Source organism: Type-F symbiont of Plautia stali, assembly GCF_059731105.1.
This window is the reverse complement of sequence record NZ_AP035909.1, coordinates 31086-46026: the sequence shown is the minus strand read 5'-3', so window position 1 is coordinate 46026 and position 14941 is coordinate 31086. Positions and strand designations below refer to the sequence as shown.

Annotated in this window: 15 protein-coding genes; 5 read left to right on the top strand and 10 right to left on the bottom strand. The window is 58.3% G+C overall.

Annotation, left to right across the window (positions count from 1 at the left end; translation table 11 throughout):
- Window positions 1-3: 3 nt before the first annotated feature.
- Window positions 4-1467: a hypothetical protein gene (locus tag AC6I7A_RS00215; RefSeq protein WP_058957179.1), complete on the bottom strand. Its 1464-nt coding sequence runs from the start codon at window positions 1465-1467 to the stop codon at window positions 4-6.
- A 168-nt stretch (window positions 1468-1635) separates the two neighbouring features.
- On the opposite strand from AC6I7A_RS00215, the gene AC6I7A_RS00210 reads away from it, so the two are divergent.
- On the top strand, window positions 1636-3087 hold the full coding sequence (locus tag AC6I7A_RS00210) for an aminotransferase-like domain-containing protein (RefSeq protein WP_058957180.1): 1452 nt from the start codon (window positions 1636-1638) through the stop codon (window positions 3085-3087).
- On the opposite strand, the gene AC6I7A_RS00205 is transcribed toward AC6I7A_RS00210, so the two are convergent.
- The 5 genes from AC6I7A_RS00205 to AC6I7A_RS00185 form a co-directional block, all read right to left on the bottom strand.
- On the bottom strand, window positions 3084-4334 hold the full coding sequence (locus tag AC6I7A_RS00205) for a valine--pyruvate transaminase (protein WP_009088263.1): 1251 nt from the start codon (window positions 4332-4334) through the stop codon (window positions 3084-3086). The genes AC6I7A_RS00210 and AC6I7A_RS00205 overlap by 4 nt on opposite strands.
- A gap of 81 nt (window positions 4335-4415) precedes the next feature.
- Window positions 4416-5390: a glyoxylate/hydroxypyruvate reductase GhrB gene (ghrB, locus tag AC6I7A_RS00200; protein WP_009088261.1), complete on the bottom strand. Its 975-nt coding sequence runs from the start codon at window positions 5388-5390 to the stop codon at window positions 4416-4418.
- Between the two features lie 172 nt (window positions 5391-5562).
- On the bottom strand, window positions 5563-6843 hold the full coding sequence (locus tag AC6I7A_RS00195; RefSeq protein ID WP_058957181.1) for an MFS transporter: 1281 nt from the start codon (window positions 6841-6843) through the stop codon (window positions 5563-5565).
- A 34-nt stretch (window positions 6844-6877) separates the two neighbouring features.
- Entirely contained in the window at window positions 6878-7840 is a 963-nt protein-coding gene (locus AC6I7A_RS00190) for a sugar kinase (protein WP_009088257.1), read from the bottom strand.
- Between the two features lie 9 nt (window positions 7841-7849).
- Window positions 7850-8599 carry a hypothetical protein gene (locus AC6I7A_RS00185; RefSeq protein WP_058957182.1) on the bottom strand — a complete coding sequence of 250 codons (750 nt, stop codon included), beginning with the start codon at window positions 8597-8599 and terminating at the stop codon, window positions 7850-7852.
- 398 nt (window positions 8600-8997) lie between these two features.
- Between AC6I7A_RS00185 and AC6I7A_RS00180 the strand changes: the two genes are divergently transcribed.
- Together AC6I7A_RS00180 and AC6I7A_RS00175 are read left to right on the top strand one after the other, a co-directional pair.
- Complete coding sequence (locus AC6I7A_RS00180) at window positions 8998-9363, top strand: hypothetical protein (RefSeq protein ID WP_058957183.1); 366 nt, start codon at window positions 8998-9000, stop codon at window positions 9361-9363.
- Between the two features lie 47 nt (window positions 9364-9410).
- The gene (locus AC6I7A_RS00175) at window positions 9411-9614 is read left to right on the top strand and encodes a hypothetical protein (protein WP_058957184.1); all 204 of its coding nucleotides are present in this window, start codon (window positions 9411-9413) and stop codon (window positions 9612-9614) included.
- Between the two features lie 110 nt (window positions 9615-9724).
- Here the strand turns inward: AC6I7A_RS00175 and AC6I7A_RS00170 are convergent, their stop codons facing one another.
- From AC6I7A_RS00170 to AC6I7A_RS00155, 4 genes are all read right to left on the bottom strand, one after another.
- Window positions 9725-10750 (bottom strand): LacI family DNA-binding transcriptional regulator, encoded by a 1026-nt coding sequence (locus tag AC6I7A_RS00170; RefSeq protein ID WP_058957185.1) that lies wholly within the window; start codon window positions 10748-10750, stop codon window positions 9725-9727.
- A 65-nt stretch (window positions 10751-10815) separates the two neighbouring features.
- Window positions 10816-11796 (bottom strand): LacI family DNA-binding transcriptional regulator, encoded by a 981-nt coding sequence (locus tag AC6I7A_RS00165; RefSeq protein WP_009088250.1) that lies wholly within the window; start codon window positions 11794-11796, stop codon window positions 10816-10818.
- 136 nt (window positions 11797-11932) lie between these two features.
- Window positions 11933-12595 carry an OmpA family lipoprotein gene (locus AC6I7A_RS00160; protein WP_009088249.1) on the bottom strand — a complete coding sequence of 221 codons (663 nt, stop codon included), beginning with the start codon at window positions 12593-12595 and terminating at the stop codon, window positions 11933-11935.
- Between the two features lie 109 nt (window positions 12596-12704).
- Entirely contained in the window at window positions 12705-13271 is a 567-nt protein-coding gene (locus AC6I7A_RS00155) for a DNA-3-methyladenine glycosylase I (RefSeq protein ID WP_058957186.1), read from the bottom strand.
- 152 nt (window positions 13272-13423) lie between these two features.
- Here AC6I7A_RS00155 and AC6I7A_RS00150 point away from each other — a divergent pair, with 152 nt between their 5' ends.
- On the top strand, window positions 13424-14110 hold the full coding sequence (locus AC6I7A_RS00150; protein WP_009088245.1) for an autotransporter: 687 nt from the start codon (window positions 13424-13426) through the stop codon (window positions 14108-14110).
- A 75-nt stretch (window positions 14111-14185) separates the two neighbouring features.
- Complete coding sequence (locus AC6I7A_RS00145; RefSeq protein WP_058957187.1) at window positions 14186-14866, top strand: hypothetical protein; 681 nt, start codon at window positions 14186-14188, stop codon at window positions 14864-14866.
- Window positions 14867-14941 lie beyond the last annotated feature (75 nt).

The window sequence follows — 14941 nt, the reverse complement described above, 5'->3', positions numbered from 1 at the left end:
GGGTTATCGCCCGGAGATGACTTCTGTCACCGTGTCATTGAGCACACCGTTACTGACCTGAATCACCGCTTTATGGGGATCGAAGCGCAGCACGCGCGACAGGGGATCGGGGCTTTTTCCCTCCAGCAGCGAGCTGACCGGCTTGCTCTGCCAGCAGTGGCGCATCTGTGTCAGCGTCATGCCGGAGAGGTGCGTTAACGCCCTGGCCAGCGCGACATCCTGACTGCGTTGCTCAAGCAGGTCGCGGATAGCAGCCTCCTCCAGCGCGATCTGCTGCCCGGTCAGCCAGTGACCGAGCTGCTGGCCCTGTCCCAGAAAGGGCGAGTAGATCATGCAGATCAGCTGCGCTTCGCTGAGGTCAAACGCCTGCACGGCGAACGCGGCTGCACGCTGCCGCTGCTGCCGGATCGCGGCGTCATCCTGATAGCGCGCCGCCATCTCGTCGATCAGCTGCGGGGGAAAATCCTTCTTCACCATCAGCCCCAGCGCAAAGCGCACATATTCCCGGATCCCCTCGGCGTAGCTGCGCTGCATGAGCGTTTCGGCTCGCAGTCCGCGCAGATGCGCCATCAGCGTCGGGTTACCGCAGTCGGACTCAGAAAAGCTGAACATCAGTTCATCAAACCGGAAGCCCATAAAGTCGCTGAGCAGTGCCCAGTGCGCACCCGCTTCATAGGCCGTGTCCTGATAGATATTGAAGAAGAGCGGATCGCGCGCCAGCTGGTGGGTGATGCGGTGCGCGGGGGTGAGCTGGCCGGCCCCGTAGATGTCGCTGAAGTAGCGCTCTGCGACGCCATCCAGCGTCTGCAGGAACCCGCTGAAGCCACGGCTTTTTTCCGCGACCGGCGCATCAAACAGTCGTGAGAGGTGCCGCGCCCAGGCCACATAGGCGGCCTGCTCCTGCGGCGAATCGCCGGTGATAATCATATCCACACCGCCGTTGTAGTCCGCCGCCAGGCCAAAGGAGTTGACCATGCTGAGATTGCAGGCGTTGCAGAAGGTGGAGCGCGCATCGGCGCGAAAGCGGTGGCCATTCATCAGCACATCGTTGCGGTTCTGCTCACGCACGCTGTCCGGCATCGGCAGATCGCGGGCGAAAGGGCGGATCAGCAGACCATCCACCACCAGACAGGTCACCCATTCATCGTCATGCATCGCCAGCGACTGATAAACGCGGTGAATATTATCCATGACGCTCTGGTTCATCGCCGCGTGACGGTTGGTGCTGACCCGCAGATGAAAGGTGGTGCCCTGCTGCTGCCAGATCAGCCCCTGAATGTAGCGCACGTAAGCCACCATGTAGCTGCTGTCTTTGCCGCCGCCATAGGCGAGCAGGACGCGGTTGTTCTCAGGCTGCTTATCGGGTAACGCCGCCAGCAGACGGGCCGAACAGCGCTGAGCCGACGCGATGATGGCCGGTGAGAGATACGCTTCCATTGCTTTCATCATGGCGGGCAGATTATTCATCTTTCACATTTTCCTTAGGTGAACGGCCTGCCGTTATGGCCACAGGCCCGACGGCAGCCGGGCGCTGTGCGCCGTTTAGCATCATGAATAATTAAGAGATGCAGCCTAAAGTACTTTGAATGTACTCTGTTGAATATGCACAGATCAGCGCGATATGGGGTGGAACAGATGACCGGGGTTATCGGGGAACAGGAGAGTCAGAGCAGCCGTTATCGCCAGATAGCAGAACAGATTAAACAGGCGATCCATGCCGGTTCACTGGCACCCGACAGCCGTCTGCCCTCGGTGCGCACCCTGGCGACACAGTACAATGTCAGCCTCACCACTGCCCTGAAAACCCTGCGTACGCTGGAAGATGAGCGCTACGCCGTCGCCCGCCCGAAGTCGGGCTTTTTTGTTGCCCCACAGCGGCCCGCTTCGCGTGCGTTACCCGCCGTCAGCGAACAGCCCCGCGCCATCGCCCCGCTGGATGAGCAGACCGAACTGCATCTGGCGATGCTCGGATCAGACTGCCGGGTGCGCCTCGATCTGGCGAACGGCGACAGTGCCCTCTATCCGATCAGGCGGATTGGCCTGCTGATGCGCCAGATGGGTTACAGCAAACCCGCCCTGCTCGGTAACACGGTGAAGGGCACCGGCTATGCGCCGCTGAAAACGGAGATTGCCCGGCGCGCGGTCGATTACGGCTGCAATATCAGCGCCGACGATATTCTGATCACCAACGGCTGTATTGAGGCGATCTCGCTGTCACTGCGCGCCACGACCCAGCCAGGCGATGTGGTGGCGGTGGAGTCCCCCTGCTATTTCGTCCTGCTGCAGATGCTGCATAACCTCAACTTACGGGTGATTGAAGTGGAAGCCGGGCCGGAAGGCTATGTGAATGTGGCAACCCTCACCCGTCTGTTTCAGCGCAAAGCGGTGCGGGTCTTTCTGACGCTGTGCAACGTCAACAATCCGCTGGGAAAAAGCATTCCCAACGAGCAGAAAGCCTATATTGCGCGCCAGGCCGATGAAAACGATGTGGTGATCATTGAGGATGATATTTTTGGCGATACCGCCTTTGGTGAGCGTCGCCCTTTCCCGATGCGCGCCTTCAGCCCCAACGCCATTCTCTGCAGCGGCTTCTCGAAAACCGTGGCACCCGGCATCCGCATCGGCTGGGTCCACAGCGTCAACTACATGCGTAAGATCGCCTCGCTGAAATATACCTCCACCATGGGCACCTCGGTGCTGTCGCAGGCGGCGGTGGCGGAACTGCTGCGCAGCGGCGGCTATGATGCTCACCTGCGCAAGCTGCGGCGCGAACTGGCGCGGCAAATCAGCGAAATGCGTCTGTCGGTGCTGCGGGAGTTTCCGGCCGGGACAACGGTCTCTGACCCGGAAGGAGGATATGTGCTGTGGGTCGCCATGCCGCCGCAGGCGCTGAACGTGCGCGAGCTGTTTCTCAAGGCGCGCAACGCGGGCATCGGGATTGCGCCAGGCCATATTTTTGCCACCGATCAGCGCTACGATCACTGTTTCCGGCTGAATGCCGGTTTTGGCTGGAATGCGGAAGTGGAACAGGCGATCCGACAGCTGGCGCAGTGGTGCCAGCTGTCGTTAACCGACGCGCAGGCTTAGCTGTCGCGCCAGGCGTTCTCCACCTCTTCCGCCAGAATCTGCACCGCACGCTCGATGTTCTCCGCATCCGGCACGTAGTTCATCCGCATACACTGGTGGGTGTGCGGCCACGCCTGCTCCAGCCCCGGGAAGAAGAAGTGGCCCGGCACCATCAGCACCCCGCGCGCTTTCAGCCGCTGATAGAGCGTTTCCGTGGTGATCGGCAGATCGCGGAACCAGAGCCAGAGGAAAATCGCCCCTTCCGGCTTGTGGATCAGGCAGCGCTCTTCTGACAGATGGCGGCGCAGGATCGCAATCGTCTGCGCAACCTTCTGCTGATAAAACGGCTTAATCACCTCTTCGGAGAGCCGCAGCAGATCGCCGCGACGAATCATCTCATTGGCGATGGCCGGGCCAATACTGCCGGGGGCCAGGCTGATGATGCCGTTCATGTTGCTCAGCGCAGAGATGGTCTTCTCGTCTGCGATAATAATGCCGCAGCGCGCGCCCGGCAGGCCAAGTTTCGACAGGCTCATGCAGAGAATAATGTTGGGATTCCACAGCGGACGCACTTCGCTGAAGATGATGCCGGGGAACGGCACGCCGTAGGCATTGTCGATCAGCAGCGGCACATCATGCTGCTGCGCCAGCGCATCCAGCTGGATCAGCTCCTCATCGGTGATCACGTTGCCGGTGGGGTTGGTCGGACGCGAGACGCAGATCAGCCCGACCTCATCATTCATCGGCAGATGCTCGAAATCGACATGATATTTAAACTGTCCCTCCGGCAGCAGCTCAATGTTCGGCTTCGCCGACACAAACAGCTCCTCTTCCAGACCGGCATCCGCATAGCCGAGGTACTCAGGCGCCAGCGGAAACAGCACCCGCTTTTTGCTGCCGTCGGCGCGGCGACCGGCAAACAGGTTAAACAGATAGAAGAAGGCGCTCTGACTGCCGTTGGTCAGCGCAATATTCTGCGCGGTAATCGGCCAGCCAAGCTGGTCGCGCAGCAGCCCGGCCAGCGACTCCAGCAGCGTCGCTTTGCCGCGCGGGCCGTCGTAATTGCACAGTGCTTCGCTGAGTTTGCCCTCCTCATGCATCTGCTGCAGCAGCTGCTGAAAGTAGTCGTTCATGGCCGGGATCTGCGCCGGATTACCGCCGCCAAGCATGATGGTGCCGGGCGTACGCAGGCCTGCGCCCATATCTTCCATCAGACGTGAAATGCCGGAATGTTGGGTAAATTTGTCGCCGAACTGAGAAAAGGACATAGCGGTTAAAAATTTGTGATTGCGAATCGGGGGTTCACCATAACGCCCGCCATCGGCGGGCGCAATGGAAAGGCGTGGCGATTATTTCAGCGCCTGAGGGTTAACGCAGTTTTTATCGACGTTTCCGCCGAGCGCGGCGATAAGATTCTCCACCGCATCCTGCATCATGCCGTAGCGGGTTTCGTGGGTGGCAGAACCGATGTGCGGCAGCGTCACCACGTTCGGCAGCGACAGCAGCGGAGAGTCGGCAGGAACCGGCTCCTGCTCAAACACATCCAGCCCGGCGGCGTGCAGTTTGCCCGCCTGCAGCGCGGCGATCAGCGCCTTCTCATCCACCACCGGCCCGCGACCGGCGTTGATCAGTACCGCATCCGGCTTCATCAGTTCCAGCTCGGCGGCCCCAATCAGATGGTGGGTTTCGTCAGTCAGCGGCAGGCTGATGCAGACAAAATCACTCTGCTGCAGCAGCTCTTTCAGTTCGCAGCGCTGCGCGCCAAAGCGCGACTGCGCCTCCTCATGCTCACGGCGGGCGTTGTAGAGGATTTTCATGCCGAAGCCAAAGTGGGCGCGCTGCGCCAGGGCCATCCCGATCCGTCCCATGCCGAGAATGCCCAGCGTTTTATGGTGTACGTCGATGCCGAACTGCGCCGGTCCGATGCTCTTCTGCCAGTGGCCCGCTTTGACCCAGGCATCCAGCTCCGGCACCCGACGCGCGGTGCTCAGCACCAGCGCCATCATGGTGTCAGCCACGGTTTCCGTCAATACGGTCGGGGTGTGCATCAGCACCACATGACGCGCATTCAGCGCCGCCACGTCAAAATTGTCATAGCCCACCGAGACGCTGGAGCAGACGCGCAGATTAGGCATGTTCGCCAGCAGCTCGCCATTCACTTTTCCGCCCGATCCCAGCAGGCCCTCGGCCTGGCGGAACGCCGCAGCGTGCTGCTGCTGGCTCTCTGGCGAAAGATTGCTCACTTCCGTCACGTCACACTGTTCAGCCAGGCGCGCATAGAGGTCGTCAGGCAGTTTTTTATAGAGAATTACAGCGGGTTTCATTCAGTGGCTCCCGATCAAACAAATAAGTAGCGGGCGGCTTGCGGGCCGCCCGGAGAAAACAGAGACTGACGTTTACGCCCGGGCCGCCTCCGTACAGGCCCGGCAAGGCCTGTGCGAACAGTGCAGGCATTGTGGACCTGCACCGGGCCAGCCCGCTTCAGCGTTTACGCTTTCAGGCCGGTTTTGCGCCCCGCAGCGGCGGCGCTTTGTTCTGCGCCGGTTTCACTATCAGCGTCAGCCACACCGACACCAGCAGAGCCGAACCCATAAAGATGTAGGAGGCTGCCGGGCTGCCGGTCGCCCCATTAAGATAGCCGACGATCCATGAACCGATAAATGACCCCAGTGCACCCATACTGTTGATCAGTGCCATTGCCCCGCCCGCGACGTTGCGTGGCAGCATCTCAGGAATAATGGCGAAGAACGGTCCGTAAGGGGCATACATCGCGGCACCGGCAATCACCAGCAGGGTGTAGGAGGCCCAGAAGTTGCTTGAGCCGACCAGGTAAGAGCCAAGGAACGCCAGCGCCCCCACCAGCAGCAGCGGCCAGACAAACAGTTTACGATTCTGGGTTTTGTCCGACGCCCAGGAGACCACGACCATCGCAATGGTCGCCGCCAGATAAGGCACCGCTGACAGCCAGCCCGCTTCAACCATGCCCATCTGTGTGCCGTTACGCAGAATCGACGGCAGCCACAGCACAAAGCCATACACACCGATGCTCCAGGCAAAATATTGCAGGCAGAGGATGATCACATTGCGGTTGCGGAACGCTTCACCGTAGTTACGCACCGCCTTGATCTTTTCCTGCTCTTTTTGCAGCTCAGCCTGCAGGGCCGCTTTCTCTGCATCGCTCATCCAGCGCGCCTGAGACGGCTTATCCTGCACCAGGAACCACCAGGCAATCGCCCAGATGACCGCCGGAATCCCTTCAATGATAAACATCTCACGCCAGCCGAAGGATTCGATCAGATAGCCCGACACCACCGACATCCAGAGCACCGTGACCGGGTTCCCCAGGATCAGGAAGGTATTGGCGCGCGAACGTTCCGATTTGGTAAACCAGTTGCTGATGTAAATCAGCATGGCCGGCATCACCGCCGCTTCCACCACGCCCAGCACAAAGCGAATCGCTGCCAGCATCGGAATGTTGCTGACCACACCGGTCAGCGATGCACAGCCACCCCACAGGATCAGACAGCCGAAAATCAGTTTCTTCACGCTGCGGCGTTCGGCATAGATTGCGCCCGGGATCTGGAAAAAGAAGTATCCCAGGAAGAACAGCGCGCCCAGCAGCGAGGACATGCCTTTGGTGATGCCGAGATCGTCATTAATCCCGGCGGCAGAGGCGAAGCTAAAGTTTGCACGATCGAGATACGCCAGGCTGTAGGTGATAAACACGATGGGCATGATGAACCACCAGCGTTTTGGCGCGATTGTCTGCTTTTTCATCGGGAACTCCTGTGTCTGTAGAGGGGCGCGTGAACTACTCGTCGCCCAGTTGCTGACGCGTCGGCAGACCTTCGCTGTCACCAATGACCTGAATCGCCATCGAACCAATTTTATTGCCGCGGCGAATCGCCTGCGGCAGCGTCTGACCTTCCAGCAGGGCGCTGATCACGCCGACGGCAAAACCGTCACCGGCCCCTACGGTGTCGACCACGTTGTCGACTTTTATCGCCGCAACCTGTCCCTGTTCACCCTGTGCAGTTTTATACCAGGCGCCGTCACAACCGGTTTTAATCACGACCGCTTTCACACCCTTATCGAGATAGAAATCCGCAATCGCTTCCGGCTGACGGTAGCCGGTCAGGATCAGCCCCTCTTTTTCGCCTGGCAGTACCCAGTCGGCATACTCCGCCAGCAGATTGAGCTGCTTACGCATCTCCTCTTCACTGCGCCACAGCACCGGCCGCAGATTGGGATCAAACGAAATGGTTTTCCCACGCGCACGCATCTCTTTGGCCGTGTGCTTCAGCAGTTCCAGTGAACTCTCCGAGAGCGCTGCCGCCACCCCGCTGAGGTGCAGATGGCGTGCCGAGCCAAAGTAGTCCGCGTCAAAATCGTCAACCGACAGATGGCTGGCCGCCGAGCCTTTACGAAAATACTCGACCAGCGGGTCAGAGCCATCATCGACTTTGGATTTCAGCTGGAAACCGGTGGGATAACGGTTATCGACCGTGACCCGGGCGTGGTCAATGCCCTCTTTTTTCAGCTGCTGGCAGATAAAACGACCAAAGGCGTCATCGCCAACCCGGCTGACCCAGCCCACTTTCAGGCCAAGACGCGCCAGGCCGGTCGCGACATTGAGTTCTGCGCCTGCTGCGCGTTTAACAAAGGTCTCTGCGGCGGCGAGATCGCCGGTTTCACGGGCGACAAACATCGCCATCGCTTCCCCGATGGTGACCACATCAAGCGGACCGGTGTGATATTGGGTGTGATGACTCATTTTTACTCCTTACACATTGCGCAGCAGCGACACATAGTGGCGCGTCACCGCAATCAGATCGTCGCCTTCCAGCGGAAATTCAATACCGCGCGGCACCGAGCCGGGCAGCTGTTGCAGCAGGTCACGCCAGCCAGCGTCCGCCTCATCCAGCGCAATTGCCCGGAAACTCTCCTGATGCGGAACGGCGGCTTTGACGTGCACATAGCCGACCTGCGCGGCCAGCTGCTGCGCGGCCTGGAAGGCGTTTTCGCCGGTCCAGCACCAGTTCCCCATGTCGAAGGTCATCGTGATCGGTAGCCCAGCTTCTCTGATCGCCGTGAAAAACGCGACGGAGGGTGCGAGTTTGCCCTGTTCGGTCTGATCGTTTTCCACCGTCAGTTCACACGGCAGTGCTGCCAGATGCGCCTGCAGCGTTTCACGGTGAAGTGCACCGGTGAAATGTCCCAGCGCGACTTTCAGCCGCTGCGCATTTAACTGGCGTGCTTCTTCAACGTAGTGGGTTATGCGCGGATTGATTTCGCCGCCGTCACAAAACAGCGTATCGGGCACCGAATAGCTGGCCTGAAGCTGATGCTGTGCCACCGCCTGCGCCATTGCGGGCAGATCGGCCAGCGCCGCGTCATCAAGCAGTTCGCGGCGGATTTCGACGCCATCAGCACCAGCCTGCTGAATGATCGGCAGCAGCGCAGTCTGGCCGCCCAGTGCGGCGATCTGCGCATGGCCATAAGCGGCGGTCACCACAATGATGTCAGGTTTCATGTTCTGCTCCATGGCAGGTTTTTGCGCGTAGCGGATACAAAAACCCTAAATGGAACCGGTTCCAAAGCAAAGCAGCAAACTGTGAAACTATGATCGTGCTCACGAAGCGAGCACGAAGAGAGGTCTGAGGCTTACAAACGCAGGATTGTACGCTAAGTGCATATCAGAGAGCTCCGATGAAGGAAAAAAGTGAGGATTTTTATCATGTTAAGAGGGATGCGGATAGCTATGAAGTCATCGTTACTGAAAAGCGTTAGCGGGATTAATGCAAAAACGGATCGGAAAAAACCAAAACCGTCATTTTATGATGCTGTTAAATTTAATTCCTTTATTTCCATCCTATTATTGCTCAGCGTCATTTATAGTCGGTAATAAGATAGCAAACGGAGGTTTTGCAGATGAAATGGATTTTAATAACACGATTACTTGCTTCAGGATTAACAACGGTTTCAGCCCAACCCGATCAGGACATAGAAAAGGAACTCTCCACTGCCACTCTATTTTCGATGGGCTTCAATGGATTTATTGCGAAGGAAATGCCACAACAACTGATATACGAAAAAGCTTTAAAAGATAACAACTCCGTAAAGATATTTGAAAGTGTGATGGAATCTGCAACCGCCACGCCTGAAGGTAAAGCCTGGGCGGCATGCGGTCTTTGGCAGAAAAAAGAGATAGACAAAATAAAAGTAAGAAAAGAATATAACGATCTGCCTGTAACGCTATTAACGGGTGATATCCTCAGGCAGGAATCCTTAGAATAGGTTATCGACAATATACGACTACACGGATGCAAATTAAGGAGATCGAAATGAGAAACATAGATAAGTCAGAAGCCGAACGCGTTGCTGGCGCCGTGAATATGAGTGATTCAGGCGAGCCAGAAAAAAACTTTATTATCTTCGGGGGAAGCCCGGATGAATGGTTTGATAATATAAAAGTTTTCTCGACGCCAGGCCCAGGCCCACTCAGCGTGTGTGCTGATAATTTAAATCTCTCCGGCCTGTCTTTGTAAGCCAGTAAGAAGCCTGTCCTGAGCAGGCTTCTTTCGTCCCTTTCGACAATACCTTAACGGCACACTCTCTGATTTGCCCGCTCAGCCCGAAGTAAGAACAAACCTGCACCTCAGGGAAGCGGCTGGCTGGAGCCGCGAACGATCAGCTCGCCGGAGAACACCTGTTCGGCAACCGGCAGGTCACTGCCATCAATACGGGCAATCAGTCGCTCCAGCGCACTGAAGCCAATCTGCCAGGTCGGCTGTTTCAGCGTGGTAATCCCGACACCAGCCAGCGCCGCCCACTCCAGCTCATCGAAACCGAGCAGGCCGATATCGCGGCCCCACTGCAGGTTGAGTCGCTGCAGCGATCGCGCCACCTGCAGCGTCAGCGCCCCGTTGGCGACCATTACCGCACAGCGTTTGCCCGCATGCTGCTGATGGAATGCCAGCAGCGCCGCGTCAAGCGCATCGGGCTGATGCAGCACCACTTCCACATTCTGATGCTCAACCTGCGGATGCGCCGCCAGCAGATGGCGGAACGCCTGCAGACGCTCGCGGCGCGTATTGACACTGCCCAGCGGCTCACTGAGAAACATCAATACCTCATAGCCATTGTCAACCAGATGGCGCGTAGCGGTTTCGGCGGCTTCGGCGTTGTTCAGGCCCACCACATCGCAGGGAAAATCGGGGATTTTGCGGTCAATCAGCACCATCGGCAGCAGGGACTGCTGCAGATGATTCAGCACCTCTTCGCGCATCCCGACCGCATTGACCACGATGCCTTCAACCTGATAACTGCTCAGCAGCTGGAGGTAGTGCTGCTCCAGATCCACTTCGTTGTTGGTATTACACATCAGCAGCGTAAAGCCCTGCTCACGACAGGCGGCTTCAATGCCACTCATGACATCGACGGAATAGGGGTTAGTGATATCGGCGATAATCAGCCCAATCAGGCGCGTACGCCCGCGTTTCAGACCGCGTGCCATCTGGCTCGGACGATAGCTGAGATCCGCTATCGCCTGTTCAATCCGCGCTTTCAGATCGGCGGAGAGCAGATGCAGTTCACCGTTCAGATAACGTGAAACGCTGGTTTTACCGGTCCGAGCCGCGTGAGCAACATCGCTGATGGTGGCGCGAGGCGGCCTGGTTTTCATGAGATATCCTGCAAAATTATAAATTCGGCAGAGACTAGCACAAGCGCAGCCCGGAGCAAAAAGCGCTACGCCGGTAATTGCAGCCAGGGCTGCCACAGGGTCTGTAACGTCTCCGGCGGCGCACCCTCGATCAGCCGGACAATCATCTCCGCCACCTGCTCTCCGGCCTGATGTGGCGTTGCCTGACGAATCGCGACAATGGGATGATCGAGAATCGCATCCCCCGGTAATCCCTCCCAGCCTGCCAGCAGGATGGCATCCTCACCCGCTGCGCGTCCGGCCTGATGCAGCGCCACAGCCGCGCCTTCCGCCAGCGCACCACAGTCGGTGATGATCACCTCCGGCATCGGCCCCTCTGCCAGCCACTGCCGGGTCTGCTGATAGCCGGCACGGCGCGTCGGTGCCACTGCCGCCATCGCATAAGGCGCGAGATCACCCAGCGCCGTCAGATAACCCTGACGCCGGTCGCGCGCACGGCTGCTGTTCTCCTCACTGCCAAGCCAGGCGATCCGCCGCCGTCCCTGTGCCAGCGACCACTCCACCGCCAGCTGCGAACCGGCAAGATGGTCAACATCAAACCAGGCATAGGTGGCGGGCAGATCGCTGCGGCCCAGCGTCAGAAAGCGAAAATCGGTCTGCAGCAGCGCATGAAGCCGACAGTCATCTGGCCGAGTGTGGCCGATAATCAGGGCATCGACAGCCCCGCTGCGCAACAGGCGGGTGAGCGCCGGAGGATTCTGCTGCTTATCTGTCAGCAGCAGCAGGTTAATATCATAACCGGCCAGGTGATGCTCCAGTGCCAGTAACATGTCACTGAAATCGCTGCCACTCAGAGGCGAAGCCCCCGGCGGACAGACCAGGCCCACCGCGTTAGCGCGACCGGTTTTCAGCCGTCTGGCTGCCGCATTAGGCCGGTAGCCGCGCCGTTGCGCCTCCGCTTCGATGCGTTTACGCGTCTCCTGAGCGACATCCTGGTAACCATTGAGAGCGCGGCTGACGGTGGTGACAGAGAGACCTAAAACCGCCGCGATGGCTTTAAGAGACATAGGGGAATTTCCACTGATCAATTTTTGATCAGGCTACCATAAAGCCTCTGCTGGCTCTATCCACAGAACGCTTTCTGGTGCTTTTAACGTAAGGCTTTCCAGAAAAAAGGGCGCCCCCGAGAGGGGGCGACCACGGTTAGCCCAGCGGGGTGAGTGTGATCTCAACGCGACGGTTTTGCGCTTTGCCGGCTTCGGTGCTGTTGGTGGCAACCGGGTTATCCGGGCCTGCACCCTGCGTACGCAGGCGATCGCTGGCCACGCCCTGCACGATCAGCGCGCTGGCAACACTTTCAGCACGCTGCTGAGAGAGACGCATATTCAGCGCACGGGTGCCGGTGCTGTCGGTGTAACCCACGACGTTTACCGCCGTTTTTGGATACTCTTTCAGCACCATTGCAACACCGGTCAGGGTGTTCGCGCCTGCGGGTTTCAGATTGCTGCTGCTGGAGTCGAAGGTGACATTGTTAGGCATGTTCAGGACGATGTTATCGCCATTACGGGTCACGCTGACGCCGGTGCCGCGCATCTTGTCACGCAGTTTCGCTTCCTGCACGTCCATGTAGTAGCCCACGCCACCGCCCAGTGCCGCACCGCTTGCGGCACCAATCAGAGCACCTTTACGGCGATCTTTCTTCGACGATGAAAGCACGCCGACACCGGCACCCACTAATGCGCCCAGGCCCGCGCCTACGCCTGACTTACCCGCCTGTGATTCACCGGTGTAAGGATTGGTGGTGCAGCCAGGCAGGGCCAGGCTGCCGCTCAGTAACAGGGTGATCGCGATTAATTTCTTCTGCATTTTTGTTCCCTTACAGTCGAGACACAGGGGAAAACCTTCCCCATAAGTGGCACGATTATGCCGCCTGTGGAACAGGGATGTATGAGGAAAAATCCTGATTTATGGAGAATCAGCGGGTAATGGCATCAGGATGGCAGAAACAGTTGCTCTGATGATCGTTTATCAGCCCGCAGGCCTGCATAAAGGAATAGCAGATTGTCGGGCCGATGAATTTAAAACCACGCTGCTTTAACGCCTTTGAGAGCGCAATGGCCTGCTCTGATGTGGTGGGGGCCAGGCTGTAGTTGGGATAATGGTGAACGATTTGCACGTTATCGACAAATTGCCAGACGAACTGGCTGAAATCCTCACCTTTCGCCTCCATTTCCAGGTAAGCGCGGGCATTCGCGATAATGGCGGCGATTTTGCCGGGATGGCGGATAATGCCGCTGTTCAGCAGCAACCGGTCGATCGCTGGCGCGTCCATCTGCGCAATCGCCTGCGGATCAAACTGGTGAAACGCCGCGCGATAATTTTCCCGCTTTTTCAGCACGGTGATCCAGGAGAGTCCCGCCTGCTGTCCTTCCAGACAGAGCATCTCAAACAGCGCACGCTTGTCTCTCTGCGCCACCCCCCATTCCCTGTCGTGATAAGCCAGATAGAGGGGATCCTGTGTTACCCAACCACATCGTTGCATCGCTTTGTTCCTTTTAACGAGAATATTTTAGCGGTCCGCTTGATCTTAAAATTAATCGGTTGATAGTTAAACGATCAGCGGTTAAATAACAGAGACAGCGCGAATTTTAATTACGACGCCGGATAATAACTTCAGCCCTGCCTGGAGAAGAGATGTCGCCGAAAAGCGGTTGGAAAGGTCTGAGAACCTGCTGTGCTGCATGGCTGTTAATCTTAATGGCACCGGCTTTTGCCCGGAGCGGCCTCTCTGCGCCGCCACACGCCGACTTTCTGCCGGACTACGACACGATACTGGCAGAGAAGATCGCGCTGACGCCCCTCACCTTCAGTGACGAAAATCGCGCCCTGTTTGAAGCCGCCATTAACTCTCCCACCGCCTCACCCATCGCGCTGCACAGTGAAACCGGCAGCGCAGGCACCACCCCGCTGGGAAAACGCTACCGGGCTGGCGTGGATATGCCTGTTGCGCCGTCGCTCACCACCGGGCCGGTGGCGCAGTATGCCGTCGATCCGCAACCTATAAACTGTCTGCAATGTGACTACAGCGATCAGCAGAGTCGCGAGCAGAGTGCCAGCGTCGGCTGGCGCATCGATTCGCAGCAGGGATGGATATCGCCCTGGGCGCAGCTCAGCTATCGCTATCTGCTGGCGGAGACGCCCCAGACTCCCCGCCGCGAGGCGACGAACGGCCCGGATCAGAGCGAGGGCATCGACCTGAGTATCGGGGCGCAGCTGCCGCTGAACGACAATCTGGCGGCTTTCGCCTCATTTTCACAAAACGAAGCGCTGAATAATCAGGAACAGCAACTTTACAGCTTCGGCTTCAGCGCCAGCTTCTGAGCGGGGCATAAAAAGAGAAAGGCGGTCGGGCGTTTAAAATATAATGAGCCTGCTAATCATTATACTGGTAACACTATGCGCAACGATCTCACTCTTATTGGCCGCGAAATCGCGGTTTTTCTGCTGGCAGCGCTGTTTCTTGCCCTCACCATCGTTCCTGTCTACATCGACGTCGCCTGGATGAACGACGCACTGCATGAGACCTCATTCACCGAAACCACTCAGGAAGTGATGCTGGCGACCATCGCCGCACTCTTTTTTATCGCGGCCCGACGCCGTCCCGATCAGCGCGGGGCGCTGACCCTGGTCGCCGGTTTTTACGCCTGTATGCTTATCCGTGAACTCGACTTCGTGTTTGATGCCATTCAGCACGGCAGCTGGGTCTGGTTTGCGCTGGCCATCACCGCAGGTTCACTGGCCGTCGCGCTGCGCACGCCGAAAAAAAGCGTGCATGCGCTGGCTGCCCTGGTGCAGCACCGCAGCTGGCCGGTCATGGCCTCCGGCTTTTTAGTGGTGCTGGTCTTCTCCCGGCTGTTTGGTGTGCATGTGCTGTGGCAGCACCTGATGCTGGGGGATTACAACCGGGTGGTGAAAAACATGGCCGAAGAGGGGACTGAGCTGCTGGGATACAGCCTGTGCTGGCTCGCCTCGGTTCGCTATGTATGGCAGACCCGCCCCGCCGCAGCTGCCCTTACCGTGCGCGCACCGGAATCTGCACCGGCCCGCCATGCCACGTCGCCGGTGACCTCGCACTGACCCGCACTCCTGCTTTTTAAGCGATCCCCTCCGTTAAAAAAGGTACAATAACCCCTTCTGCGCCGGCGACAGGTT